The sequence below is a fragment of the Actinoallomurus sp. NPDC052308 genome (assembly GCF_040679195.1).
Lineage (GTDB): Bacteria > Actinomycetota > Actinomycetes > Streptosporangiales > Streptosporangiaceae > Actinoallomurus > Actinoallomurus liliacearum.
In genome coordinates this window covers 982,128-1,005,133 of sequence record NZ_JBFAUM010000002.1, presented here as the reverse complement: position 1 = coordinate 1,005,133, position 23,006 = coordinate 982,128, and the positions used below count along the sequence as shown (strand labels likewise).

Annotated in this window: 23 protein-coding genes; 14 read left to right on the top strand and 9 right to left on the bottom strand. The window is 70.1% G+C overall.

Features of this window, described 5'->3' with window-relative positions:
- The 7 genes from AB0L00_RS10870 to AB0L00_RS10840 all read left to right on the top strand — a co-directional run bounded on the left by AB0L00_RS10870 (nucleotide 1) and on the right by AB0L00_RS10840 (nucleotide 6,629).
- Complete coding sequence (locus tag AB0L00_RS10870; RefSeq protein ID WP_364431325.1) at nucleotides 1–369, top strand: hypothetical protein; 369 nt, start codon at nucleotides 1–3, stop codon at nucleotides 367–369.
- 66 nt (nucleotides 370–435) lie between these two features.
- Complete coding sequence (locus tag AB0L00_RS10865; RefSeq protein ID WP_364431322.1) at nucleotides 436–819, top strand: hypothetical protein; 384 nt, start codon at nucleotides 436–438, stop codon at nucleotides 817–819.
- Nucleotides 820–828: 9 nt separating this feature from the next.
- A complete protein-coding gene (locus AB0L00_RS10860; RefSeq protein WP_364431320.1) occupies nucleotides 829–1,944 on the top strand; it encodes a hypothetical protein in 1,116 nt (371 codons plus the stop codon).
- On the top strand, nucleotides 1,934–2,290 hold the full coding sequence (locus tag AB0L00_RS10855) for a hypothetical protein (protein WP_364431317.1): 357 nt from the start codon (nucleotides 1,934–1,936) through the stop codon (nucleotides 2,288–2,290). Before AB0L00_RS10860 ends, AB0L00_RS10855 begins: the two co-directional genes overlap by 11 nt.
- Before the next feature lie 343 nt (nucleotides 2,291–2,633).
- A complete protein-coding gene (locus tag AB0L00_RS10850) occupies nucleotides 2,634–3,179 on the top strand; it encodes a hypothetical protein (protein ID WP_364431314.1) in 546 nt (181 codons plus the stop codon).
- Nucleotides 3,180–3,359: 180 nt separating this feature from the next.
- Nucleotides 3,360–5,672 carry a penicillin acylase family protein gene (locus tag AB0L00_RS10845; RefSeq protein ID WP_364431311.1) on the top strand — a complete coding sequence of 771 codons (2,313 nt, stop codon included), beginning with the start codon at nucleotides 3,360–3,362 and terminating at the stop codon, nucleotides 5,670–5,672.
- 123 nt (nucleotides 5,673–5,795) lie between these two features.
- Nucleotides 5,796–6,629 (top strand): NAD(P)H-binding protein, encoded by an 834-nt coding sequence (locus tag AB0L00_RS10840; protein ID WP_364431309.1) that lies wholly within the window; start codon nucleotides 5,796–5,798, stop codon nucleotides 6,627–6,629.
- A gap of 45 nt (nucleotides 6,630–6,674) precedes the next feature.
- Here the strand turns inward: AB0L00_RS10840 and AB0L00_RS10835 are convergent, their stop codons facing one another.
- Complete coding sequence (locus AB0L00_RS10835) at nucleotides 6,675–8,012, bottom strand: UDP-glucose/GDP-mannose dehydrogenase family protein (protein WP_364431306.1); 1,338 nt, start codon at nucleotides 8,010–8,012, stop codon at nucleotides 6,675–6,677.
- A gap of 548 nt (nucleotides 8,013–8,560) precedes the next feature.
- Here AB0L00_RS10835 and AB0L00_RS10830 point away from each other — a divergent pair.
- Entirely contained in the window at nucleotides 8,561–9,370 is an 810-nt protein-coding gene (locus tag AB0L00_RS10830; protein WP_364431303.1) for an SAM-dependent methyltransferase, read from the top strand.
- Nucleotides 9,371–9,730: 360 nt separating this feature from the next.
- Here AB0L00_RS10830 and AB0L00_RS10825 read toward each other — a convergent pair whose 3' ends face one another.
- Entirely contained in the window at nucleotides 9,731–10,375 is a 645-nt protein-coding gene (locus AB0L00_RS10825) for an NlpC/P60 family protein (protein ID WP_364431300.1), read from the bottom strand.
- Nucleotides 10,376–10,543: 168 nt separating this feature from the next.
- Here AB0L00_RS10825 and AB0L00_RS10820 point away from each other — a divergent pair, with 168 nt between their 5' ends.
- Nucleotides 10,544–10,744 carry a hypothetical protein gene (locus AB0L00_RS10820; protein WP_364431298.1) on the top strand — a complete coding sequence of 67 codons (201 nt, stop codon included), beginning with the start codon at nucleotides 10,544–10,546 and terminating at the stop codon, nucleotides 10,742–10,744.
- 33 nt (nucleotides 10,745–10,777) lie between these two features.
- Here the strand turns inward: AB0L00_RS10820 and AB0L00_RS10815 are convergent, their stop codons facing one another.
- Nucleotides 10,778–11,548 (bottom strand): SAM-dependent methyltransferase, encoded by a 771-nt coding sequence (locus AB0L00_RS10815; protein WP_364431635.1) that lies wholly within the window; start codon nucleotides 11,546–11,548, stop codon nucleotides 10,778–10,780.
- Nucleotides 11,549–11,774: 226 nt separating this feature from the next.
- Here AB0L00_RS10815 and AB0L00_RS10810 point away from each other — a divergent pair, with 226 nt between their 5' ends.
- From AB0L00_RS10810 to AB0L00_RS10800, 3 genes are all read left to right on the top strand, one after another.
- On the top strand, nucleotides 11,775–12,683 hold the full coding sequence (locus tag AB0L00_RS10810) for a helix-turn-helix transcriptional regulator (protein WP_345355850.1): 909 nt from the start codon (nucleotides 11,775–11,777) through the stop codon (nucleotides 12,681–12,683).
- 65 nt (nucleotides 12,684–12,748) lie between these two features.
- A complete protein-coding gene (gene pabB / locus AB0L00_RS10805; RefSeq protein ID WP_364431295.1) occupies nucleotides 12,749–14,905 on the top strand; it encodes an aminodeoxychorismate synthase component I in 2,157 nt (718 codons plus the stop codon).
- A 65-nt stretch (nucleotides 14,906–14,970) separates the two neighbouring features.
- Complete coding sequence (locus AB0L00_RS10800) at nucleotides 14,971–16,293, top strand: serine/threonine-protein kinase (protein WP_364431292.1); 1,323 nt, start codon at nucleotides 14,971–14,973, stop codon at nucleotides 16,291–16,293.
- Nucleotides 16,294–16,364: 71 nt separating this feature from the next.
- On the opposite strand, the gene AB0L00_RS10795 is transcribed toward AB0L00_RS10800, so the two are convergent.
- On the bottom strand, nucleotides 16,365–17,174 hold the full coding sequence (locus tag AB0L00_RS10795) for a mechanosensitive ion channel domain-containing protein (protein WP_364431290.1): 810 nt from the start codon (nucleotides 17,172–17,174) through the stop codon (nucleotides 16,365–16,367).
- Nucleotides 17,175–17,303: 129 nt separating this feature from the next.
- On the opposite strand from AB0L00_RS10795, the gene AB0L00_RS10790 reads away from it, so the two are divergent.
- Nucleotides 17,304–18,566: a cytochrome P450 gene (locus AB0L00_RS10790; RefSeq protein WP_364431287.1), complete on the top strand. Its 1,263-nt coding sequence runs from the start codon at nucleotides 17,304–17,306 to the stop codon at nucleotides 18,564–18,566.
- An 11-nt stretch (nucleotides 18,567–18,577) separates the two neighbouring features.
- Nucleotides 18,578–19,900, top strand: a complete 1,323-nt coding sequence (locus AB0L00_RS10785) for a xylan 1,4-beta-xylosidase (protein WP_364431284.1) — start codon at nucleotides 18,578–18,580, stop codon at nucleotides 19,898–19,900.
- Nucleotides 19,901–19,934: 34 nt separating this feature from the next.
- Here AB0L00_RS10785 and AB0L00_RS10780 read toward each other — a convergent pair whose 3' ends face one another.
- The 5 genes from AB0L00_RS10780 to AB0L00_RS10760 all read right to left on the bottom strand — a co-directional run bounded on the left by AB0L00_RS10780 (nucleotide 19,935) and on the right by AB0L00_RS10760 (nucleotide 22,880).
- A complete protein-coding gene (locus AB0L00_RS10780; RefSeq protein ID WP_364431281.1) occupies nucleotides 19,935–20,402 on the bottom strand; it encodes a hypothetical protein in 468 nt (155 codons plus the stop codon).
- 188 nt (nucleotides 20,403–20,590) lie between these two features.
- Nucleotides 20,591–21,127 carry a hypothetical protein gene (locus AB0L00_RS10775; protein WP_364431278.1) on the bottom strand — a complete coding sequence of 179 codons (537 nt, stop codon included), beginning with the start codon at nucleotides 21,125–21,127 and terminating at the stop codon, nucleotides 20,591–20,593.
- 246 nt (nucleotides 21,128–21,373) lie between these two features.
- Nucleotides 21,374–21,727 carry a hypothetical protein gene (locus tag AB0L00_RS10770; protein ID WP_364431275.1) on the bottom strand — a complete coding sequence of 118 codons (354 nt, stop codon included), beginning with the start codon at nucleotides 21,725–21,727 and terminating at the stop codon, nucleotides 21,374–21,376.
- Between the two features lie 44 nt (nucleotides 21,728–21,771).
- A complete protein-coding gene (locus AB0L00_RS10765; protein ID WP_364431273.1) occupies nucleotides 21,772–22,329 on the bottom strand; it encodes a hypothetical protein in 558 nt (185 codons plus the stop codon).
- A gap of 152 nt (nucleotides 22,330–22,481) precedes the next feature.
- Nucleotides 22,482–22,880, bottom strand: coding sequence for a hypothetical protein (locus AB0L00_RS10760; protein ID WP_364431270.1), 399 nt, complete (start codon nucleotides 22,878–22,880; stop codon nucleotides 22,482–22,484).
- Between the last annotated feature and the right edge of the window lie 126 nt (nucleotides 22,881–23,006).

Genomic DNA, 23,006 nt, shown 5'->3' with positions numbered 1-23,006 from the left:
ATGGGACGGCAGAACAGGCCATTGCCGCCGAACTATGGGGTGGAGCTTAGGAAACTCCAGAAGAGGAGCAAGGAGGATCTGCGAAAGCAGGTCGCCTTCGCAGTGTTCTTCTTCACCGCGTTTTTCCTGGTACCCGGCATGGCGACCTTCACGAGCGGCGCGTCACCCAGGATCTCGGTCCAATTGCTGCCCGTTTGGGGGATGCTTTTTGTCATCATCGGCCTCATGGTCGCTGCCGACGTCCTCGCCGTCATGTCCATGAACGGATCAGGGGATGAGCGTCGTAAGAACCGCTTGTCGCTGATCGCCTTCTGTCTACTGGTGGCGTCCTATGTGTTGATCGCTGTTATCGGAACCGTCTACACCTGACGCGTATTATTCGGATTAGGGGTCTTAGTATGGTCACTCTCGCCGTGCGCGCGGAATGAGAAGATGATGACCGAGAAGAACGATTCACGGTTGACGCGGTCGCGTCGTGAAAAGGTCGGCATCGTAGCCAAAGCCGCTGCGGTGGGGGCGGTGCAGGCTGAGTTCCTCTACCTGCGAAGGCTCGTGGTCTTCTTCGCGACCTGGCCGATGGGTCTCTTCATCTTCTTGCCGCCCGACGTGATCGACTACCGCCCGGACGTCGGGGACTGGATCTGCCGGATCATCTTCGGCGCACTCGTGATAGCCGTGAATCTCGGCGTCCTGCTGCCGGAGCTGTCCAAACGATTCGTTCACATGACGAGGGCGCTCTATGGCTGGGCGATCGTCACCATCATCGTGGGTACCCCCTTGGCCTATGTCATGCGCCTGCTCGTTATCGATCGACATTGAATTCGAGGGATGATGACCGAACTGCGTGTTACCCCTGACGACCTGGAGTCGTACGGCAAACTGGTGAATCGTGTCGGCGACCAGGGTGTTCGGGCCGACAAATATCTTTCCAGGTACTCGGATCTGGGCAGTGCCGACGGACTGCTGATAAAAATCATCAACCCTGCGTCTCATAGCGCCATCTACTCGGCTCACCAAGTGTTGGAAAACCTGCAGAAGGCCGGCTGGCGGTCCTACCACGGCCTGCAAGGGGCCGCGGTCTACTACCGGAAGACCGAGCACAAGACGGCTGCGAAAGTGGACGCCACCTACCCGAAGGCCGCTCGACCGGGATCGCACCTGACCGACCTCGGCAGTGCCCCGGTGCAGACGCATCATTTCGAGGATCAGGAAGACCCGCTGACCTACCTGAAAGAGCCCGACGTCGGCGAAGTCGAGGCGTCCGCAGGCCCGATGGACGACGTCACCTCACTGTTCGAGGCCGTGGCGCCGTCCACGACGGTGGTCGAGTTCGTCAAGATGGTGACCGGGCATGACCCGGCCGAACAGGCGGGCGAGTGGTTCGGCGGAGACTGGAAGGCCTACGCCGAATGTGGTGGTGCCTTCGAGAACATCGGCGCGATGATGAACAGCGTCAGCACCAACATCCAGCAAGGCGCCAATGAGTTGCGGGATTCCTGGCAGGGGAACGCCGCCGACGCGGCGCAGGGCTTCTTCAGCAACCTCAGCACCGCCGTCGGTCAGCAGGACACCGTCTTCTCCACGATCGGCGCGGAGTACAAGAAGGCTGCGGCCGGGGTCGCCAAGCTCGCAGAAGACGGTGCCGGTCTCTACAAAGGGATGATCGACCACGCGATCATCGGTTCGATCGCATTGGCGGCGGCGGCGGCCTCGAGTGAGACCGTCCTCGGCGGTGCTGTCTGCGGAGGAACCGCCGCTGCAGAAGCGGCACTGATAGTCGAAGACTACGAGAAGTTCAGCAAGCTGCGCGAGATCGGTACGGGAATCTGTAACGGGTATGTAGGCGTCGTGCACGGCCAGGTCGGGCAGATGTCACTGTTCAGTAGGTTCCCGCTTCCGGACACGGGTTACGACAGCCCGATGGAGAGTGGATATGCCCACTGAGGAAGAGCGTTCCGCCGGTGCGGAATACGAGAAAGAATTGGCCGACATCACGCGTGGGGACATCGCGCGGACGGAGATCATGCGGGCGGCTCTGCGGCAGTTGGCCCGTGGCTCAGGAGGCCCCGTTCTGCAGGAGATGGCGCGAGAGGTCCTGGCGGGACGGCTGAAGCTGCGCGATGCCGTGAAAACCGAGGCGTACGGCCAAGCCTTGTTCGGCGACTACCAGGAGTTCTGGCAGAAGATCGAACAGCGTCCGGTGGCGGAACGGAAGAGGCTCGCCGCGTCCAGTGAACAGATGCTCGCCCGGCTACGCGCGAAGCTCGAAGCAGAGAACGGAAATTCCTGATGACTAAGGTGAGGCTCGATAAGCTTTAGAAGAGGAGCACGGAGGACCTGCGGCGGCAGGTCGCATTCGGGGTGCTCTTCTTTGCTGTGTTATTTTTAGTGCCCGGTGTGGTGACCTTCGCGAACGGCGCGTCACCCAAATATCGGTCTACCTATTGCCCGGCGGCGCTGCTACGGCCGAGACCGGGGCTGGGCAGCGGTCCGGCTTCCACGGTGAGGCTCCAGCGTCCGATTATGCTGTACCCATGGCTAGTTGATTCCGGACTGCGGGTGCGCCGGCCGTAAGGGGCTATCTAATGGAAAGGTTTGGGATACGAGAATTTCAGCTATACCTATTGGGTTTCATGTCGTACTCGGAGAAAGTCGCCGAAGTGCTGGCCGAACTCGACGCGTCGTGGGATGACGCCAAGCGAGTCCTGGAATCAGCGAGGCGAACGGAGCTCGGCAAGATGGTCCACACGGTAGATGTTGAGATCTCCATCCTGGGTGAGCCTGAGTATCAGTTCGATCTCGCCGACGAGAATTCGGAGCTTCCGGAGCGTTTCAAGGACTCCAGGGTGTTCGCGTTCGAACTTCCCAACTTTGGCGACTACATGTTCTTGGTCAATGTGACGCCACGCCGTTATTCTTGGGGGCAGCGTCTCGGGCGTCGGCCGGATGTACCGATGCCGCGAATCGACGCCGTTGAGGATCTGCGTCCGTGGGGCTCCCTCAAGGAAGAGGTGCTGCCTGCCTTGAGCAGAGCGCATCTGGTGGAGAATTTCTCCTACAATGAGGTCTACTCCGGGAACATGCGCGAGAGGCATTCCGGGGGGTCGATTGAGGTTCTGGTCGGCTTCGACGTAGATCTTCTTCAGTGGGTGGAGCGAGTCGACGCTTCCCGAGATTGACTTGCGGTCTTCGCATCCGTGTACGCCCTGACGTCTCGGGCTGTTCTGTGACTCGTCCGAGGGCGTACGACCTGGGGTGGACGGGTGGGCGGGGTCATCCGTTCGGGGGAAGGCGGAACCCGTCGCAGGGGCGATGTAAGAGGATCAACCGGGCCGGATCATGAGCCCGAGGTGATCTCCATGAGATGGAAGCTCGTCACGTGCGCGGTGGCATCGCTCACCGCACTCCCCCTGGCCGTCGCCGTACCGGCGGGGGCCGCGCCCACCGGGCCCTACAGGGCCGAGATCCGGCGGACGGCGTACGGGATCCCGCACATCAAGGCGGCCGACTACGCCGGTCTCGGGTTCGGGGAAGGGTACGCGTTCGCCCAGGACAACCTGTGCGTCATGGCGTCGCACCTGGTCACCCTGGCCGGGGAGCGGTCGCGGTACTTCGGGCCGGACGCCGCGACCGACGATCCGCTGGTGAGCACGTCGAACCTCGCCAGCGACGTGTACCAGCAGGCCGAGCTGCGGTCCGGCACCGTACGCCGGCTCATCGCGCAGCCCGCGCCGCTCGGGCCGACGCGGGAGGTGCGGGACATCGTCCGCGGCTACGTCGCGGGCTACAACCGCTACCTTCGCGACACCGGCGTCTCCCGGCTTCCCGACTCCACCTGCCGCGGTGCCGCGTGGGTGCGGCCGATGACGGAGCTGGACGTCTACCGGGACATGTACCAGGTCACGCAGATCGAGGGCGTCGAGCAGGCGATCGACCCGATCGTCGACGCCGCGCCGCCCACGGCGGGCAAGGCGGTACGGACGAAGCCGCCCGTGCTGCCGAAGGCCGACGCCGGCAGCAACGCGTACGGGCTGGGCCGGGGCGCGACGCGCGGCGGCACGGGCGGCATGGTGCTGGCCAACCCGCACTTCCCCTGGGCGGGCGTCGGCCGGTTCTACCAGGTGCAGCTCACGATCCCCGGCCGGCTGAACGTCAGCGGCGTCGCCCTGTACGGGACGCCGCTCGTCGAGATCGGGCACACCGAGCATCTCGCCTGGAGCCACACCGTCTCCACGGCCGCGCGGGCCACGTTCTACCGGTTGACGCTCGTGCCCGGGGACCCCACCGCGTACGTCGTGGACGGGCACCGCGAGGCGATGACCAAGCGGACCGTGACGGTCCAGGTGCGCGGCAAGGACGGCCGACTCGGCAGCGTGAGCCGGACGCTGTACGACTCGCGGTACGGGCCCGTGGTCGCGGACGGCTGGACGACCACGAACGCGTACGCGATCCGGGACGTCAACGCGCGCAACGTACGGGCGATGAACACCTGGCTCGCGATGGACCGGGCCGACAGCGTCGCGCAGTTGCGCAAGGCGCAGGACACCTACCAGGGCATCCCGTTCACCAACACGATCGCGGCGGACTCGACCGGGCAGGCGTACTACGCCGACGCGTCGGTCGCCCCGCACGTCACCGACGACCAGCTGAAGAGCTGCGCGGTCGACGGCCCGGAGCCGGCGCTGGACGGGTCGACGTCCCGCTGCGCGTGGGGCAGTGACCCGGACGCGATCGAACCGGGCATCTTCGGGCCCTCCCGTACGCCGCGCCTGTCCCGTACGGACTATGTGACCAACTCGAACAACAGCCCCTGGCTGACCAACCCGGACGTGCCGCTGACCGGGTTCCCGCGGATCTTCGGGGACACGGGCACCGAGCGGTCGCTGCGGACCCGGCTCGGCCTGGACATGGTGAAGCAGCGGCTGGCCGGAACGGACGGGCTCGGACCGCGCGGCTTCGACCTGGCGAGCCTGCGGCGGACCATGCTCGGCGACCGCGACCTGAGCGCCGAGCTGCTGCGCGACCAGCTCGTGGCCTACTGCCGCGCGCATCCGACGCTGACCGCGACCGACGGAACGTCGGTGGACGTACGCGCCGCGTGCCGGGTCCTGGCGGCCTGGGACCTGCGCACCGACACCGGCAGCGAGGGCGCCGTCCTGTGGCGGGCGTTCTTCTTCGCCGCGGCGGCGTCACGGCTGTTCCGCACGCCGTTCGACCCCGCGCACCCGGTGACCACGCCGCGCGACCTGAACACCGCCGATCCGGGCGTCGGCCGTGCCCTCGCCGACACCGTCCAGCGGATGACGGCGCTGAAGGTGCCGCTGGACGAGCCGCTGGGCGCCGCGCAGCGGTACGCCGGGATCGCGATCCCCGGCTGCCCGGGCGCCGAGGGCTGCTTCAACGCCATCTATCCCGCGAGCCTGCCGCTCCAGGCCGACGGCACCTACTCCGACGTGACCTCCGGCTCGAGCTTCATCATGGCCGTGTCCCTCACGCCGGCCGGGCCGCGGGCGTCGACGATCCTCACCTACTCCGAGTCGGCGAACCCGAGCTCGCCGCACCACACCGACCAGACCCGCCTGTTCTCGGCCAAGCGGTGGGTCCAGGACCGGTTCACCGACGCCGAGATCGCCGCCGATCCGGCGTACCGCACGACCCGCGTCACCGGCTGACGCACCGCGCGGCGTCCGCCGGGGACCGTCCCCGGCGGACGCCGCCGCACGCCCGGTTGACCTCAACTTTGGTTGAGGTCGTACGGTCCCCGTCGAGAGGATTCGCGTAAGAGGGGGAGCCAGATGATTCTGATCACCGGGGCGACCGGCAACGTTGGCCGGCATCTCGTCACTCGTCTCTCGGCGGCGGGTGTCCGCGTCCGTGCGCTGACCCGTGACCCGGAGGCGGCCGGGCTGCCCGCCGGGGTGGAGACCGTGGCGGGGGACCTGGGGCGGCCGGAGAGCCTGGAGGCGGCCCTCGAGGGCGTCGACTCGGTGTTCCTGGTCTGGCCGTTCCTCGACGCCGAGGGCGCGCCCGCCGTGCTCGACGCCATCAAGCGACGGGCCCGCCGCGTCGTCTACCTGTCCTCCCTCGGCGTGGACGACCGGGCCGAGCGGCAGGCCGACCTGATCAACCAGTTCCATGCCGACCTGGAGCGCGCCATCGAGCAGAGCGGCCTGGACTGGACCTTCCTGCGGGCCGGGACGTTCGCGGCCAACACGCTCGGCTGGGCCGAGCAGGTCCGTACCGGGGACGTCGTCCGCTATCCCTTCGCCGGGCAGAACGCGATCATCCATGAGGCCGACATCGCGGCCGTGGCGGCCCGCGCGCTGACGGAGGACGGCCACGACGGTGCCAAGTACGTCCTGACCGGCCCGGAGGCGCTGACCACGGCGGACCGGGTCCGGATCATCGGCGAGGTCATCGGCCGTACGCTGCGCTTCGAGCAGACCACGGCCGAGGCGGCGCGGGCGTCGATGCTGGGCGACGGCTGGCCGCCCGCGCTCGTGGACGCCCTGCTGAGCGGGCCCGACGACCGGCCCGCCGAGGTGACCGGCACGGTCGAGGAGCTCACCGGCGCGCCCGCGCTGACGTTCCGCCAGTGGGTGGCGGAGCGCGCCGACGCCTTCCGCTGAAGAAAGCGCGGCGCGGCCGGCTCACCGGCCGCGCCGCCACGGGGGTCAGTTGCGGCCGAGGGCGCGGTACTCCCAGCCGGCGGCGCGCCAGACGTCGGCGTCCAAAGCGTGCCGGCCGTCGACGATCCGCCTGTGCCGGACGACCTCGCCGAGCGCGGCGGGGTCGACCTCGCGGAACTCGGCCCACTCGGTCAGCAGCACCACGACGTCGGCGTCGCGCGCGACGTCCAGGGCGCTGTCGCCGTAGCGGAGCTCCGGGTAGGCGCGGCGGGCGTTGTCCAGCGCGGCCGGGTCGAACACCCGGACGTAACCGCCCAGTCCGTGCATGGTGCGGGCCACGTCGAGGGCGGGCGCGTCGCGGATGTCGTCGGAGTTGGGCTTGAACGCCGCCCCCCACGCCGCGATGTTCGCCCCGGCGAGCCGGCCGCCGAGCAGTTCGCGCACCAGGTCGACCGTACGGGCGCGGCGGCGGCGGTTGATGGCGTCGACCTCGCGCAGGAACGACACGGCCTGGCCCACGCCGATCTCCTCGGCCCGGTGCGCGAAGGCGCGGATGTCCTTGGGCAGGCAGCCGCCGCCGAAGCCGAGGCCGGGGCGCAGGAACTTGCCGCCGATGCGGTCGTCGAGGGCGAGCGAGTCGGCCAGGTCCTTGATGTCGGCGCCGACCGCCTCGCAGACCTCGGCCATCGCGTTGATGTAGGAGATCTTGGTGGCGAGGAAGGAGTTCGCCGCGACCTTCACCAGCTCGGCGGTGGCCAGGTCGGTGCGGACGACGGGCGTGCCCAGGTCCAGGATCGGGGCGAACGCCGCGCGCAGTCGCTCGTTCGCCCAGTCGGTGGCGACGCCGAAGACGAGCCGGTCGGGGCGCATCGTGTCCTCGACGGCGAAGCCCTCGCGCAGGAACTCCGGGTTCCACGCCAGCTCGACCTCCGTGCCGGCGGGCGCGAGCTCCTGCACCAGGTGAGTGAGGCGGTACGCGGTGCCGACCGGCACCGTCGACTTGCCGACGACGAGGGCGCGGCGCTCCAGGTGCGGGGCGAGCTCGCGGACGGCCGACTCGACGTAGGTCAGGTCGGCGGCGTCGGAGCCCGGCTGCTGCGGGGTGCCGACGCAGATGAAGTGGACGTCGCCGAACGCCGCCGCCTCCTCGAACGACGTGCCGAACCGGAGGCGTCCGGAGTCGAGCGCCTTCGTGAGGAGCTCGGGCAGGCCGGGTTCGAAGAAGGGCACCTCGCCGGAGGCCAGCTTGGAGATCTTCTTCTCGTCGACGTCCACGCCGAGGACCTCGTACCCCAGGGCGGCCATGCAGACCGCGTGGGTGGCCCCCAGGTAACCGGTGCCGATCACGGTGAGCCGGGGCAGCTCGGTCGGCTTCGGGTTCATGCAGTTGTCTCCTTGATTCACTTGTTGACGCACATGCCGTCCTTGGTGAGCCGACCGCCGCTCACCGTGTTGTCGCAGAGGATCGTGTTGCCGTCGGCCGTGTCGTTGATGCCGACACCGTTGCCGCCCGCCAAGTCGATCTTGTTGCCACGGAATATGTTGCCGGTACCCGACCCCTTGATGATCTGGTGGGTCTGGAAACCGTCCGCGGGGGTCTTCGTCCCGGTGTTGTCCTGGATACACGTAGCCGTTGCCCTTGACGTCGACCCAGGAGTCGTTGTGCTCGTCGCCGCCGATCTTCGACCCGTCGAAGACGTTGCCGATGACGCGGCCGCCGGTGGTGCCCTCCCGTGCTCGGCGACAGCCGGATGACGTTACCGGGCTTCGCCTGGCCGAGCGCGCTCCGCAGCGCCTCGGCTTCGGGGCGCGCCGGTCCGGCGGCCACCTCCGGCCACCTGTGGCCGCGCCGTGCCGATGGAGGAGTGAAAAGTGGTGCGTGGGTTACGTTCGCAACGTTGGGGTTAACCGTTTTGGCAGGAGTTGAGTCGATGTCTGATGAACTGTCCCCACCGGCCGAGCGCCCCAAAATCGACACCTCGGTGCCGCACTCGGCCAGGATCTTCGGCTACTGGCTGGGCGGCAAGGACAACTATCCGGTGGACCGGGAGGCCGGAGACCGCGTCCGTGAGCTGTTCCCGCAGATCGTCGACCTGGCGCGGATCGGCCGCTACTTCCTCGGCCGCGTGGTCCGGTACCTCGCCGAAGAGGCCGGGGTCCGGCAGTTCCTGGACATCGGGACCGGCCTGCCGACCGTGGACAACACCCACGAGGTCGCACAGCGGGTGGCTCCCGATGCGCGGGTCGTCTATGTGGACAACGACCCGCTCGTCCTCGCGCACGCCGAGGCGCTGCTGACCGGACTTCCCGAGGGGGCGACGGAGTACATCCACGCCGACGTGCGCGAGCCGGAGAAGATCCTGGCGGAGGCGGCCCGGACCCTCGACTTCGACCGGCCCGTCGCGGTGATCCTCATGGGGATCCTCGCCCACGTGGAGGACTACGACGAGGCGCGGTCGATCGTACGTCGCCTGCTCGACCCGCTGCCGCCCGGCAGCTTCCTCGCGGTCCGCGACGGCGTCGACACGGACCCGGCCTACCGGGAGGCGCTCCGCCAGTACAACGCCACCGGCGCGGTCCCGTACCACCTGCGCACCCCGCAGCAGGTCGCCGGTTTCCTCGACGGCCTCGAACCCATCGAGCCCGGGGTGGTGTCGTGCCCGCTGTGGCGGCCGGAGGTGTCGCCACTGACCCCTGAGGAGGACGTCGCCCTGTACGGCGGCATCGGCCGCAAACCCTGACCCGCCGTCCGCGCCGTTGAAACGGCATGGTTGATCATTGGCGTTCGCTGCGCTCTAGCCGCAGTGGACGCCAGTGAAAGCGCTCAAGGCCGGCAGCCCGTGGGCGCGGGCGTCGAGCCGGACGAGGGCGTTCCTGGCGTAGGCCGGCTCCTGCCGGACCCGCTCGGCGTCACGGGCGTCGAGCGCCGTAGGAGTCGAGCGCCCGCCGATAGTCGGCCAGCGACTCCGGCCGTACGTCCGGGTGACCGGGGGCCGCACGGCGAGGGGAGCGCGGCCCACCGCACCGTCACTCCCGCCGCGCGGTGGGGGCCGTCGATGCGGGAGGGGCGGGCTCGCTGGGCCTCCGGCAGGAGAGTGGGGTCAGCCGATGTAGCGGACGGCGTGGTCGGTTATCACGTCGCCGCCTCCGCTGGAGTACAGGTCGGTGACGTGGACGCTGTTCGTGCCACGCGGTGGCGCCGCTTCGATGATCTTGTTGTTCCCGAGATACAGGGCGACGTGGACGAGGTGCTCGGCGTGGGTCTTCCAGAAGATCAGGTCGCCTCGTCGCATCTGGTCTCGCGGGATCTTGGTGCCGTTGCGGTACTGAGCTGAAGAGCTGCTGCCGATGTCGATGCCGGTGCCTCTCCAGAAGGCGTAGAGGGTCAGACCGGAGCAGTCGAAGCCGAGGACGTTGTAGTCGTGGTGGCCGCCCGGGCTCGCGTCGGCGATTCCGCAGGACGGGCCGCCTTTTCCGCCGGCGCCCCAGGAGTAGGACAGGCCCCTGCCGGTCATCGACGCCGCGGCGGCGACCACCCGTTCGATCCTTTCCTGGGCGGTGCCACCGGTCGGGCCGGCCGGCCCGACGTTGCGGCCGTGGTCGGCGCACGCCTGGGTCGGTGCCGCCTGTGCGCCGAGGCCGGCCGCTCCGGCGAAGGCCGGCGCCATGGGCAGGGCGGTACTCGGGGTCGTGAGGAGCAGTGTCACTGCGGCGGCGGCTGCCGCGCCACTGATCGCGATGCGCATCGTGCGTCCCTTCGGTTCGAGGTCGGACGGCTCCGATTCAGCCCGCGCCGGTAGTGGTGCGGCCACCGGCGCCTGTTCGGGCGAACAGTGTCCGGCCTGCTCACGGGCGCTTTACCATGACGTTCGGTAACTGTTCGCATCCGGATGGTCGCACAGAGGAGGCGTGGAATGAGTGAGGCGCCGACCCGGCTCTCCGGCGAGTTCCGGCGGTTGCACGAGGCGGCCCCGCGGCGGTGTCGCCACCACGGTCCGTTCTTTCGTATGGACCCCGCCGCCCGCGCCGCCGACCTGGGCCCGGCCGCCCGCACCGCCTCCTCCGTCCGGATCTTCTTCGACGACAGAGCCTGGCGCCGGGGCACCGAACCCTGACCCTCGAGGTCGGTCGGGGCGGGCGTTGGGCGGTCAGGGTTTGCGGGCCATTCCGCCCAACGTTTCCACTCGGGGTGGGAGGCCGAAGGGGCTGTGTTCGGGGCGCCACTGGGAGACCGGCACCACGCCGGGTTCCAGGAGTTCCAGGCCGTCGAAGAAGCGGGTGAGGGCCTCGGGGGAGCGCAGGTGGTACGGCACCGCGCCGCCGCGGTTGTACCGCTGGTGGGCCGCCCGGCGTCGCGGATCGGTGTCGGTGCCGTCGCTCAGTACCAGGTGGCTGCCGGACGGCAGGGCGGCCAGCAGCCGGCGCACGATCGCGTACGGGTCCTCCCGATCGTCGATGTGGCCCATGATCCCCATCAGCATCAGCCCGACCGGGCGGCCGAGGTCGAGGGTCCGGGCGGCGGCCTCGAGGATGCGGTCGGGGTCGCGCACGTCCGCGTCGATGTAGTCGGTGGCGCCCTCGGCGGTGCTGGTCAGGAGGGCACGGGCGTGCGCCAGGACGAGCGGGTCGTTGTCGACGTAGACGATCCGCGACTCCGGGGCGACGCGCTGGGCGATCTCATGGGTGTTGTCGACGGTCGGCAGGCCCGTGCCGATGTCGAGGAACTGCCGGATTCCGGCCTCTTCCGCCAGATGACGCACCGCGCGGGCGAGGAAGTGCCGGACGGCGCGGGCGGCGTCGACGATGCCCGGGAAGACCTCGGTGAACTCGTCACCGGCCTGCCGGTCGACGGGGTAATTGTCCTTCCCGCCGAGCCAGTAGTTCCAGATCCGCGCCGAGTGGGGCACGGTCGTGTCGATCTCCGGTGGGGCCGGCCGGTCGGGTTCGGGGAGTCTGCGGTCGGTTTCGGAGGGCTGTCGATCGGATGCGTGCGCGTCGTCGGTCACGGGGAAGACCTTTCCTCGATGCCGCTGGAGGGATGCCGTAGGGCAAACCGTCCAATCCGGTTCGCACCGCCGAGGCTATCGTGAGAGGCTTCGAACGCGATCAGTGTCGGCGACGACTGTGGAGCGGAGAGTAAACGGCATGGTCACTGGCCCCCTCGCTGGTGGCGTGGCCGACAGCGCTCTGCTGGCCTACCGCCAGGCCGGTCCGACGGTGCTGCGGATGCTCGTCGGCGCCCAGCTCCGCAGGCTGCGCGAGGCGCGCGGCCTCACCTGTCAGAGCGCCGGCGCGGCCATCCAGGCGTCCCACTCCAAGATCAGCCGCCTGGAGCTCGGGCGGCGGGGTTTCAAGCAGCGTGACGTCTCCGAGCTGCTGACGCTGTACGGCGTGGACGGCGGCGCCGAGCGCGCGACCCTGCTCGAACTCGCCGAACTGGCCACCGAACCGCCGTGGTGGCGGGAGTACGCCGACGTGGTCCCGCGCTGGTTCGAGGACTACCTCGGGCTGGAGCAGGCCGCCAGCGTCATCCGCACGTACGAGGTGCAGTTCATCCCGGGTCTGCTGCAGACGCCGGAGTACGCCCGCGCGGTCATCCGTCTCGCGCACCGCGAGCAGTCCGAGGCCGTCATCGACCGGCGCGTCGCGCTGCGGATGAAGCGGCAGCGGCTCCTGCTGCACCGGCCGAACCCGCCGAAGCTCTGGGCGGTGATCGACGAGGCCGCGCTGCGCCGTCCCATCGGCGGCGCGGACGTCATGCGCGCCCAGCTCCGCCACCTCCTCGAGGTCGCCGAGCTGCCGAACGTCACCGTCGAGGTCATGCCGTTCAGCGCCGGCGGCCACGCCGCGGCGGGCGGCCCGATCACGCTGCTGCGCTTCCCCGAGGACGACATCCCCGACGTCGTCTACCTCGAGCAGCTCACGAACGCCGTCTACGCCACGAAGACGAGCGACGTCGACTACTACTGGCACGTACTGAACCGCGTCGTCATCGAGGCGGAGCCGCCCAACGCCTCCGTCAAGATCCTCCAGCGGATCCTCCGCGAGACCTGAGTTCCGGGGGGGCGCATATCCTTCGAGGTGAGCTCCGCGGACACCACTGAGAGGTCCCGCGCTCGATGCGAACACTCCTGATCGATAACTTCGACTCCTTCACCTACAACCTCTTCCATCTGATGGCCGAGGTGAACGGACGCCCGCCCGTGGTCGTCCGCAACGACGTCGAATGGTCCTCGCTCGACCCGCGCGACTTCGACGGCGTGGTGATCTCGCCCGGTCCGGGGCGTCCCGGCCGGAAACGGGACTTCGGGGTCAGCGCCCGCGCGATCCGCGACTGGGACCGGCCCGTGCTCGGGGTCTGCCTCGGTCACCAGGGGCTGTGCGAGCTGTTCGGCGGCACCGTCGGGTACGCCCCCGAGCCGGTGCACGGCCTCGCGTCGCCGATCCACCACGGCGGGCGGGACCTGTTCGCGGGGATCCCCTCGCCGTTCACGGCCGTCCGCTACCACTCGCTGGCCGTGACCGCGCTGTCGGAGGAGTTCGAGCCGCTCGCGTGGACACCCGACGACGTCCTGATGGGCGTACGCCATCGGGAGCGGCCGCTGTGGGGCGTGCAGTTCCACCCGGAGTCGATCGGCACCGAGTACGGCCGGGAGCTCCTCGCCAACTTCCGCGACCTCGTCGGCTCGCACGATCTCGTCGGTTCCCAAGGCCTCGGCGGCTCCCGTGACCTCGGCGGCTCCCAAGGCCTCGGCGGTTCCCGTGACCTCGGCGGTCACCGCCCCCGCTCGCCCGCACGGGCGGCGTCCGCCGTCCCGGCCCCGGCACACGCCTCGGGCGAGCCGCCGTACCGGCTCGAGGTGCGGCGGATCGATCGGGCGCCGGATCCGGAGACCGCCTACCGGGAGCTGTTCGCGGGCCGGCCGCGGAGCTTCTGGCTGGACGGCGCGGCCGGGGCCGCCATCGGGTCCCGCTTCTCGATCATGGGGGACGGGACGGGGCCGCTGGCGGAGTTCGTCACCTACCGGGTGCGCGAGCGGACCGTACGGGTCGAGCGGCCGGGGCGGCCCGTGGAGCTCCTGTCAGGACCGGTCTTCGACCACCTCGACGCCCGCCTCCGGGAACGCGCCCTGCCGCCGGACGAGCGGCTGCCGTTCGACTTCAATCTGGGCTACGTCGGCTACCTCGGGTACGAGCTGAAGGCCGAGACCGGCGGCACGGCCGCGTACGACGCTCCGACGCCCGACGCGGCGCTGCTCTTCGCCGACCGCGCGCTGGTGTTCGACCACCGGGAGCGCACCTGCTTCCTGCTGTGCCTCGGTGAGGGCGCCGACGACCCGCGCGCCGGCGCGTGGCTCGACGCGACCGAGGCGCGCGTACGCCGCCTGCCCGCCGAGGGGGAGCGCCCGCCCGCGCCGGGCCGCGCGCCCGCCCTGCCGTACGAGTTGCGGCACAGTGAGGACGCCTACCTCAAACGGATCGCCGAGTGCGGCCGGGAGATCCACGACGGCGAGTCGTACGAGATCTGCCTGACCAACATGGCCGTCGCTCCCGTGGCCGCCGACCCGCTGCGGACGTACGCGTTCTTGCGCCGGGTCAGCCCGGTCCCGTACGGGGCGCTGCTGGACTTCCCGGGCGTCGCGGTGCTCAGCGCCTCGCCCGAGCGTTTCCTGTCCGTCGGTGCCGACCGTGTCGTGGAGTCCAAGCCGATCAAGGGCACCCGGCCGCGCGGCGCGACGCCGGAGGAGGACGCCGCCCTCCGGCGCGAGCTGCGCGCCAGCGCCAAGGACCGGGCGGAGAACCTGATGATCGTCGACCTGGTCCGCAACGACCTCGGCGCCGTCTGCGAGGTGGGGTCGGTGCACGCGCCGCGCCTGTTCGCGGTCGAGACGTACGCCCCGGTCCACCAGCTCGTGTCGACCGTCCGGGGTGTGCTGCGGCCCGGCGCCTCCGCCGTCGACTGCGTACGGGCGGCGTTCCCCGGCGGCTCGATGACCGGGGCGCCGAAACTGCGCACCATGGAGATCATCGATCGGCTGGAGGACGGCCCGCGCGGGGTCTACTCCGGCGCGCTCGGCTGGTTCTCCCTCAGCGGCGCCGCCGACCTGGGGATGGTCATCCGTACGATCGTGATCACGCCCGAGACGGTCGCCTTCGGAGTCGGCGGAGCGATCGTGGCGGCGTCCGACCCGGCGGCGGAGTTCGAGGAGACGCTGGTGAAGTCCCGGGCGATGGCGGACGCCCTGGGCCTGAGCACCGCGCCCGACGCCGGCTGAGCCCGCCGAGCGCCGACCGAAGTGAGTGAATCATGACGGTTCGGGTCGGTATCGTGGCGCGAACGATGACTATGACATTCGGCCCCACCACGGTGCTCGGCGACCGGTACCGCTTGGTCGAGCGCATCGCCGTCGGCGGCCAGGGCGAGGTCTGGCGGGCGGAGGACACCGCCCTCGGCCGCCCGGTCGCGGTCAAGCTCCTGCGCGGCGAGTACGCCGACAGCGCGGAGTTCCGCCAGCGGTTCCGCCTCGAGGCGCGGAACGCCGCGGCCCTGTCGCACCCCGGCATCGCCCAGGTCTTCGACTACGACGAGGGCCGGGGCGACGAGCCGCCGTACCTCGTCATGGAGTTCGTGGAGGGCGAGTCCCTCGCGGCGACGATCGCCCGGGACGCGCCGACGCCGCCGGACCGCGTGCTCGAGATCATCGTGTCCGCCGCGACCGCGCTCGCGGTGGCGCACGCCGCCGGGCTCGTGCACCGCGACGTCAAGCCCGGGAACCTGCTGGTGGGCCGCGACGGCTCCATCAAGATCACCGACTTCGGGATCGCCCGCGCGGTGGACGCCATTCCGCTGACCCGGACCGGCATGCTCATGGGCACCCCGCTGTACCTCGCGCCGGAGCAGGCGACGGGCAAGCAGGCGACGGCCGCCACCGACCTGTACGCGCTGGGCATCATCGCCTTCGAGATGCTCACCGGGCGACCGCCCTACGAGGGACCCGCGACCGCGGTGCTCGTCGCGCACCGCGACACCCCGCTGCCCGAGCTTCCGGCGTCCGTGCCCTCCGGTCTCCGCGACCTGGTCCGCGCGCTGACGGCCAAGGACCCCGCGATGCGGCCCGCCGGTGCGGCGCTGGTCGCCGAGCGGGCCGCCCGGCTACGCGACGATCCGGGCGTCACCGTGGCCGGCGGGACCCGGGTGGACGGGGTCGCGCTGCCGCAGCAGTACCCGGTCGGCGCGGCGACGCCCCCGTCGTACCCGGTCGGCGGCGCGACGCATCACCCGCCGGTCGAGGTCGGGACGGGCTACCCGCCAGGCGGCGGGACGGGTCACCCGCCGGGCGGCGCGACCCAGGTGCTGGCCATGCCGACGGCCGACGAGCCGGCCGGGCGCCGCCGGGCGCTCCCGCTGGCGGTCGGGGGCCTGGCGATCGCCCTGCTGGCGGGGGGAGTGGGCTGGTTCGCCCGCCCCACGTCCCCGCACCACCCCGCGACCACGTCGTCGTCCTCCGCGCCGGTCACCTCGCACCCGGCCTCCTCCCGGCCGTCGCCGACCGTCCATCGGCCATCCCGGCCCAACGCGCAGGCGACCCTCAAGCGGCCCAAGCCCCGCCCGAAACCGCAGCCGAAGAAGCACAAGAGGCCGGGACACGGCAAGCACCACTGACCGCCCGCGGCGACCGCGGTGCGGCGCTCACCGTTGAGACGGCGCTTCTTCGTCCCGGCCGGGTGCGGCGCTCACCGCTGCGGGGCCGCGCCTCCGTCCGGGCCGCGGCCGTCGCCTTCCGCGGACCCGTCGGCGGCGGTCTGCGCGGCGATACCCGCCACGGCGGCCGGGCCCACCGCGTCCGGAGTTCCCGTGCCGTCGGGGGTGCTCGTGGCGCCGGGCGCGGCCGGGGCGGTCTCGGCGTCGGGGCTCGCCGTCGGCGGGCCGACGGCGGCGGAGAGGACCTGGGCGTTCGGGAGGTGGTAGTCGCCGTCCTCCGACGCGAGCCGGACGTACGTCAGGCCGATCTCCAGCACCGTGCCCTGAAACTCCCCGCCCAGCGGGCCCGACGACAGCCGTACCTCGTCGCCGACGGTGAAGGGCCTCGACAGCAGCAGGATGATGCCCGCGAAGAGGTTGGCGAGGGTCTGCTGGGCCGCGATGCCGACGAGCACTCCGGTCAGCGCGCCCCCGAGCACGAGCTGCCCCACGGGCAGGCCGAACAACTGCAGCGTGACCACGAGGGTCGTGAGCCCGCCGATCAGCACGAGGACGAGCCGCACCATCGTCGCGTGGCTGGTCCCGAAGCGGGGCAGCATGAGGTCCCGCGCCCGGCCGGACAGGCCCAGCGTCGCGGCGAACGCCAGCAGGCAGAACACCGCCGCGCAGCCGACGGCCGCGAGCTGCCAGGGCAGCCGCTGGCCGGGCGGCCGGGACTGCTGGCGGGCGAGGATCGACCCGGCCATCGCGAGGACGGCCAGCACCGTCGCGATGATCGAGCGCCACGGCCGTGCCCGGCTGCGAACCCTGGCGACCTGATCGGCCAGGTGGATCTGGTTCACGCACGCACCCTTCACGACCGTTGGCTGAATCGCGCGCATCCTATGGCACGATCCGGCCGATAACGCGTCAACCGCGGTCGCAGGAGTTAGCGTCCAAGAAGGTGACACGCGAACCGCGATGGGGGTCTCATGGGCGCGCGAACCCGGGCCGACGACCACGACGCCGACCTCGCCGCACTCGAGTTCTGGGCGCGCCCCGCCGAGGAGCGGCTGGCGGCCTTCGCGCGCCTGCGCTCGTACGACGGGCCCGTGTTCGTCAAGGAGAAGCGGGTGCCGTTCGTCCGTGACGGGCGGGGCTTCTACGCGCTCGTACGCCACGCCGACGTCGTGCACGCCAGCCGGAACGCCAAGGTCTTCAGCAGCGAGCCGGCGGCCACCTCGCCCGAGCCGCCGCCGTGGATCGTCCTGCTGTTCGGGCGGCCCATGGTGAACATGGACGATCCACGCCACGCCCGGCTGCGGCGGATCGTCTCGCGCGCGTTCACCCCGCGCCGGCTGGGCCGCATCGACGAGCACATCGCGGCGACCGCCCGGGAGGTCGTCGACGATGTCTTAGCGCGCCGGTCGGGCGACTTCGTGACCGACGTCGCCGCGCGTCTGCCCATCAAGGTGATCTGCGCGATGATGGGCGTTCCGGAACGGGACCACGCGAAGGTCGCCGCCTGCGTGGACGCCATGACGGAGTACTCCGGGGTCCGCGGCGACGTCGTACGGCTCCGCACGCTGCGCCTCCTGGCGGGCAACCTCAGGGCCATCGTCGTGCTGCACCGCCTGGTCGCGCGGCTGGGCCGCGAGCGCCGCCGCCGGCCGGCCGACGACCTGGTGTCGGCGCTGGTGACCGCCGACGTCGACGGCGAGCGCCTGTCACTGCGCGAACTGGGCGCGTTCTTCGACCTGCTGCTCGTGGCCGGGAACGAGACGACCCGCAACGCGCTCGCGCACGGGCTCAGGCTGTTCAGCGAGCATCCGGAGCAGCGGGCGCGGCTGCTCGCCGACTTCGACGGCCGGATCGGCGGGGCGATCGAGGAGATCGTGCGCCACGTGTCGCCGATCATGCAGTTCCGGCGCACGCTGACCTGCGACTACGAGATGAACGGGCAGTCCTACCGCAAGGGCGACAAGGTCGTGCTGTTCTATGTGTCCGCGAACCGGGACGAGAGCGTGTTCGCCGATCCGGACGTCTTCGACATCGGGCGAACTCCCAACCCGCACGTCGGCTTCGGCGGTCCGGGGCCGCACCTGTGCCTGGGCGCGAACCTCGCCCGGCGGGAGCTGACCGCGATGTTCCGAGAACTCTTCACGCGCGCGCCGGGAATCCGGGTGACCGGCGAGCCGGAGTACCTGCTGTCCGGCTTCGACAACGGGATCAAGCGCCTACCGTACGAGATCTGAGGCGAATCGTCGTGGCCTTCCGCTCGCGCCTGCCCATGCTGATCGTCTTCGCCACCCTGTTCGTGGCGCTGATCGCGACCCTCGGGTTCGCGGTTCAGCGCGCGGCCACCTCGAACCGTGAGGAGGCGCGGCCGATCGGTGTGGTGGGGGCGCCCGGTGTCACCGACTGGCCGGTGTGGGGTTTCACCCACACCGACTACAGCGCCGACGAGGGCCCGGCCAGCGGCACCGCCGCGAACGCCATCGCACACCGGCCCGTGCTGCAGAACCAGCACATCATGGGGTGGGGCGCGGACAACCCGGAGCCCTCGCCCGGGACGTTCGACTTCCGCTCCCTCGACCGGCGCATCGAGTACGTCAGGAAGACGCACGGCGTTCCCATCATCACCTTGTGCTGCGCCCCCGACTGGATGAAGGGCGGCAAGCCCGGTCAGACGGACTGGAGCAGACTCGAGGTCGCGCCGACCCGGGACCACTTCCGCGACTACGCCGAACTGGCCGCCACGGTCGCCCGGCGCTATCCGGACGTGCACTACTTCGCCGTGTGGAACGAGCTCAAGGGCTTCTTCGACAAGACGGCCGACCGCTGGAGGTACGAGGACTTCACCGACTTCTACAACACGGTGTACGACGCGGTGAAGGCGGTGAATCCGAAAGCCCAGGTCGGCGGGCCGTACATCCCGATGTACAGCTTCGTCGGCGGCACTCACCGGTCCGCGGTGAGCGGGCCGTGGGGGAGCGTCGACCAGCGCGTCATCGACGCCGTCGACTACTGGCTGGCGCACAAGCACGGCGCCGACTTCATCGCCGTGGACGGGCCGACGGCCAGCGACGACCGGGACGTCTACCCGGACGAGGTGACCGCCCTGGACAAGCTCGGCGCCATCAACGCCTGGCTGCGCTCGAAGACGAACCTGCCGATCTGGTGGGACGAGTACTACGTCGAGCCGGAGAGCCTCCCCTGGACGGAGGAGAAGCGGATCGCCATCAACGCGGCGGCCCTCATCGAGCTGGCCAGGACGGGCGTCACCACCGTCCTGTACTGGAACAACGAGGCCCAGGACGCGCGCTGCCAGGGCTGCCTGTGGATCAGCACCCTCGTACGGAACGGTGGCGCGCCCGGCGGCATGCTGACCCTCCTGCAGGATTTCGCCCGGTGGTTCCCGGCGGGGACGAGGCTGGTCGGCCTGTCGTCGACCGACCCTCGGGTGCGGGTGCTCGCCCAGCCGCGTCAGGCGGTCGCCGTCAACGTGAGCGACCGCCGGGTCCGCACCCGGATCGACGGAGAGGATCTGACCCTCGCCCCGTACGAGATCCGCTGGCTGGATCGCTAGGACGGCCCGGCGATCGTCGTTTCAGCTAGCCCGCTCAGTGCCTGCCGTGCCCGAACCCGCCGTGGCGGAACCCGCCGTGCCTGAAGCCACCGTGGCGGAACCCCATGCGGCCGTGCCGGAAGTGCCGGAAGTGCCCGTGCCGGAAGTGCCGGAAGTGGCCGTGCCGGAAGTGCCGGAAGTGACGATGCCCGTAGTACCGGTAGTGGCGGAAGTGGCGGCGATGATGCCGGAAGTGGCGGCGGTGATGCCGGAAGTGGCGGCGGTGATGCCGGAAGTGGCGGCGGCGATGGTGGTCGCCCTGGACCACCGTGACCTGGTCGGTCGTGCCCTCGGCGACGCCCGTCGGCGCCGTGCCCTCAGGGACGGCGCCGGCCGGTGCCGTGGTCGCGCGGGCGGGACCGCGGATGAGGCCGGTCTGCGCGGTCGCCGGCGTCGCCGCGAACACCACGGCCGCGGCCGCGGTGCTCAGCAGGCCGACTACGGCGCTCTTCTTGGTCAGCACATCGAACTCCTTCTGCCGAGTACGGACAATCGGGCTGATCTCGCGTGAGGCTCGGAGTGAGAGGGGCGCCGGAGTGGCCACTCCGGCGCCCCGTGCGGTGGACCGTCACGCCCCGCCGTACGCCTCAGGGCGCGGTCGTCCGACGCCGACCGCCGCCGTTGTCATCCGGCGACGCATCGGCGTTCCGGTCAGTCGACGAACGCGGCGGCGTCACCGGCGCGCGCGAACACGTCGCCGCCGCGAATGACCGCCGTGGCGCCGCCGTCCCTGTCACCGAAGAACCGGCCGCGGCCGCGGCCGATGAAGTCGTCATCGTCGTCGAACCGGCGGCAGCAGCCGCGGCCGCGGTCCACGAAGCCGCGGTCGACGAAGCCGCGGTCGAAGAAGCGGCGGGGCTGGAATCCCTCGTTCCTGGCGATGGCGACGTTGTTGTTCCGGTTGTGGACGCGGACCCGGACGATGATCCGGTTCACGTTGACGTTCCGGTTGCGGTTGTGGTTGTGCGCGCTAAAGCGGTGGTGCCCGTGCCAGGTGGGAACTTGGGCGGACGCGGGCGAACCGGTGAGCAGGATGCCGGCTGTAGCGGCGGCGGCTATGAGGCCGCCGGCGGCGCTTGTCGTCTTCAGCACGTTCATCTCCTTCTTGCCGGAAATGGCCCGATGGCCATCAGCGCCCGTTTTGGGCGCCATAGCCGTACTTTCCCGACCACTCTCCTCAGGCGGCAATCTCGGCGTAAGTTGCCCATAAAAGCGGCGAAGACGACACCAGCCCCGGGGTGGGAGTTCGTACTCCCTGCCCCGGGGCTGGTCATTCTGTCGGCGGCTCTTTACCTACTGGCTGATGCCATGATTTGCAGGAAAAGGCCGCTTATTTTGTTCGGAAGCGGTGTCACCGCCGCCTCCATCGGTTCGAGCCGCCGACGTGGCCCGCGTCGCTGGACGCTATGTCACTCGGGTCGGACGCCCGATGCTTCAGCGGCGCCGGCCGTCCTCGTCGTTGAACTGGTCCTCCCGCTGCCGCTGGTTCTGCCGCTCGAACTGGTTCTGCCGCTCGGCCTGGGCCTGCTCGTTCCGCGCGACCGCGATGTTGTTGTTGCGGTTGCGGATCCGGAGGCGGATGTGGTTGAAGATGTCGTTCTCGTTGCCGTTGAAGGCGCGGTGCCGGTTCGCGAAGAAGAAGTGGCTGCGGTGCGAGGAGCAGCAGCCGCCGCCGCCCCAACCGCCGCCGCCCCAGGTGGGCGTGGCGGACGCCGGCGAGCCGGTGAGCAGCACGCCCGCGGCCGAAGCGATCACGAGGCCGCCCATGGTGAAGGACTTCTTCGACATCTCAATCTCCTGTCAATGCTCGTTTCGAATGATGTGGCAGGTGGTCAGGGCGTCTGCCACTCGCTGCTCCCGGCGCCTTCGTCGGAGCTGGCGCTCTGACTCGCGCTCTGGCGGGCCGGAGCGGTGCCGGGATCGCGCGCGACGCCGTTGTCGCGTGCGGCGCTGGGGCCGCCGGCGACCTGTGGCCCGACCTGTGGCCGGACCTGTTGGGTCGTCCCGGCCGGTGCCGCCAGGGGAGCGTTCGCGGGTCGGAGAGCGGGGCGGCGCGTTTCCGTGCCGGGGTCCCCGCCCTGCTGCCGCTGGCGCTCGAACTCGCGCTGCCGCTGCAGTTGCAACTGCCGTTCACGCTGATTCTGGGCCTGGCCGTTCCGGGCGATCGCGACGTTGTTGTTCCGGTTGTAGATGAAGATCCGAATGAAGATACGCGGACGGTTGTGATTGAGGCTCACGTGTCCGTGTCTGTGCATGAAACGGAAACTGTGGCGATGGTGGTGCCAGTAACCGGCGAGGTCGGCCTGGGCGTTCGCCGGCGATCCTGTGAGCAGGATGCCGGCGGTGGCCGATACCACCAAGCCGAGAGAGGCGCTTCTTGTTTTACGCACGCCGATCTCCTTTCGTCGTCGGGGAGAAGGGCGCCGGAGGTTCTCTCCGGCGCCCTTTCCTGACCGGACGGCTTGCGGATGTCACCGCGTGGTTCTTCAAGCCACCGCCGTGTGATGCCGGCGATCACCGCCTTGGGTCAGCCCCCCTGGGCTCAGACGCCCGGGGCGCCTGGGGCGCCCGGGCGGTTGTTGTCGTCCCGGTCCCGGCGGTCCCGCTCCTCCTGCCGCTGCCGCTCGTCCTGCCGCTGGCGCTGCCGCTCGAACTGGAACTGGTTCTCACGCTGGGCCTGCGCCTGGTCGTTCCGGGCGATCGCAACGTTGTTGTTGCGGTTGCGGATGCGCAAGCGGATGTGGTTGAACAGATCGTTCTCATTCGCGTTGAAGTTGCGGTGGTGCGAGAAGTGACGGAAGTGGTGGGACGAGGACCAGCCGCCACCACCCCAGCCGCCGCCGCCCCACATGGGCGCGGCGGACGCCGGGGAAGCGGTGAGGATCGCACCCGTAGCGGTGGCGATAGCCAGACCGCCGATGGCGAACGTCTTCTTCAGCACGTCGGTCTCCTTATATCTCGGAATGGCGCGATGGCCTTCGCGAAACGGCGTTGGCCGCCCGGTTTCGGGTGGACGCCGTTGTTTGTAACATTCCCGCGCACTTTCTCGGCTAGATCACTACAGGGT

Coding starts and splice junctions, on each gene's coding strand:
- AB0L00_RS10810 (WP_345355850.1), top strand. CDS start 11,775: ATGGTCACTGGCCCCCTCGCTGGTGGCGTGGCCGACAGCGCTCTGCTG.
- AB0L00_RS10830 (WP_364431303.1), top strand. CDS start 8,561: ATGTCTGATGAACTGTCCCCACCGGCCGAGCGCCCCAAAATCGACACC.
- AB0L00_RS10865 (WP_364431322.1), top strand. CDS start 436: ATGACCGAGAAGAACGATTCACGGTTGACGCGGTCGCGTCGTGAAAAG.
- AB0L00_RS10860 (WP_364431320.1), top strand. CDS start 829: ATGATGACCGAACTGCGTGTTACCCCTGACGACCTGGAGTCGTACGGC.
- AB0L00_RS10850 (WP_364431314.1), top strand. CDS start 2,634: ATGTCGTACTCGGAGAAAGTCGCCGAAGTGCTGGCCGAACTCGACGCG.
- AB0L00_RS10770 (WP_364431275.1), bottom strand. CDS start 21,727: ATGTCGAAGAAGTCCTTCACCATGGGCGGCCTCGTGATCGCTTCGGCC.
- pabB (WP_364431295.1), top strand. CDS start 12,749: ATGCGAACACTCCTGATCGATAACTTCGACTCCTTCACCTACAACCTC.
- AB0L00_RS10800 (WP_364431292.1), top strand. CDS start 14,971: ATGACTATGACATTCGGCCCCACCACGGTGCTCGGCGACCGGTACCGC.
- AB0L00_RS10790 (WP_364431287.1), top strand. CDS start 17,304: ATGGGCGCGCGAACCCGGGCCGACGACCACGACGCCGACCTCGCCGCA.
- AB0L00_RS10820 (WP_364431298.1), top strand. CDS start 10,544: ATGAGTGAGGCGCCGACCCGGCTCTCCGGCGAGTTCCGGCGGTTGCAC.
- AB0L00_RS10845 (WP_364431311.1), top strand. CDS start 3,360: ATGAGATGGAAGCTCGTCACGTGCGCGGTGGCATCGCTCACCGCACTC.
- AB0L00_RS10870 (WP_364431325.1), top strand. CDS start 1: ATGGGACGGCAGAACAGGCCATTGCCGCCGAACTATGGGGTGGAGCTT.
- AB0L00_RS10855 (WP_364431317.1), top strand. CDS start 1,934: ATGCCCACTGAGGAAGAGCGTTCCGCCGGTGCGGAATACGAGAAAGAA.
- AB0L00_RS10835 (WP_364431306.1), bottom strand. CDS start 8,012: ATGAACCCGAAGCCGACCGAGCTGCCCCGGCTCACCGTGATCGGCACC.
- AB0L00_RS10840 (WP_364431309.1), top strand. CDS start 5,796: ATGATTCTGATCACCGGGGCGACCGGCAACGTTGGCCGGCATCTCGTC.
- AB0L00_RS10825 (WP_364431300.1), bottom strand. CDS start 10,375: ATGCGCATCGCGATCAGTGGCGCGGCAGCCGCCGCCGCAGTGACACTG.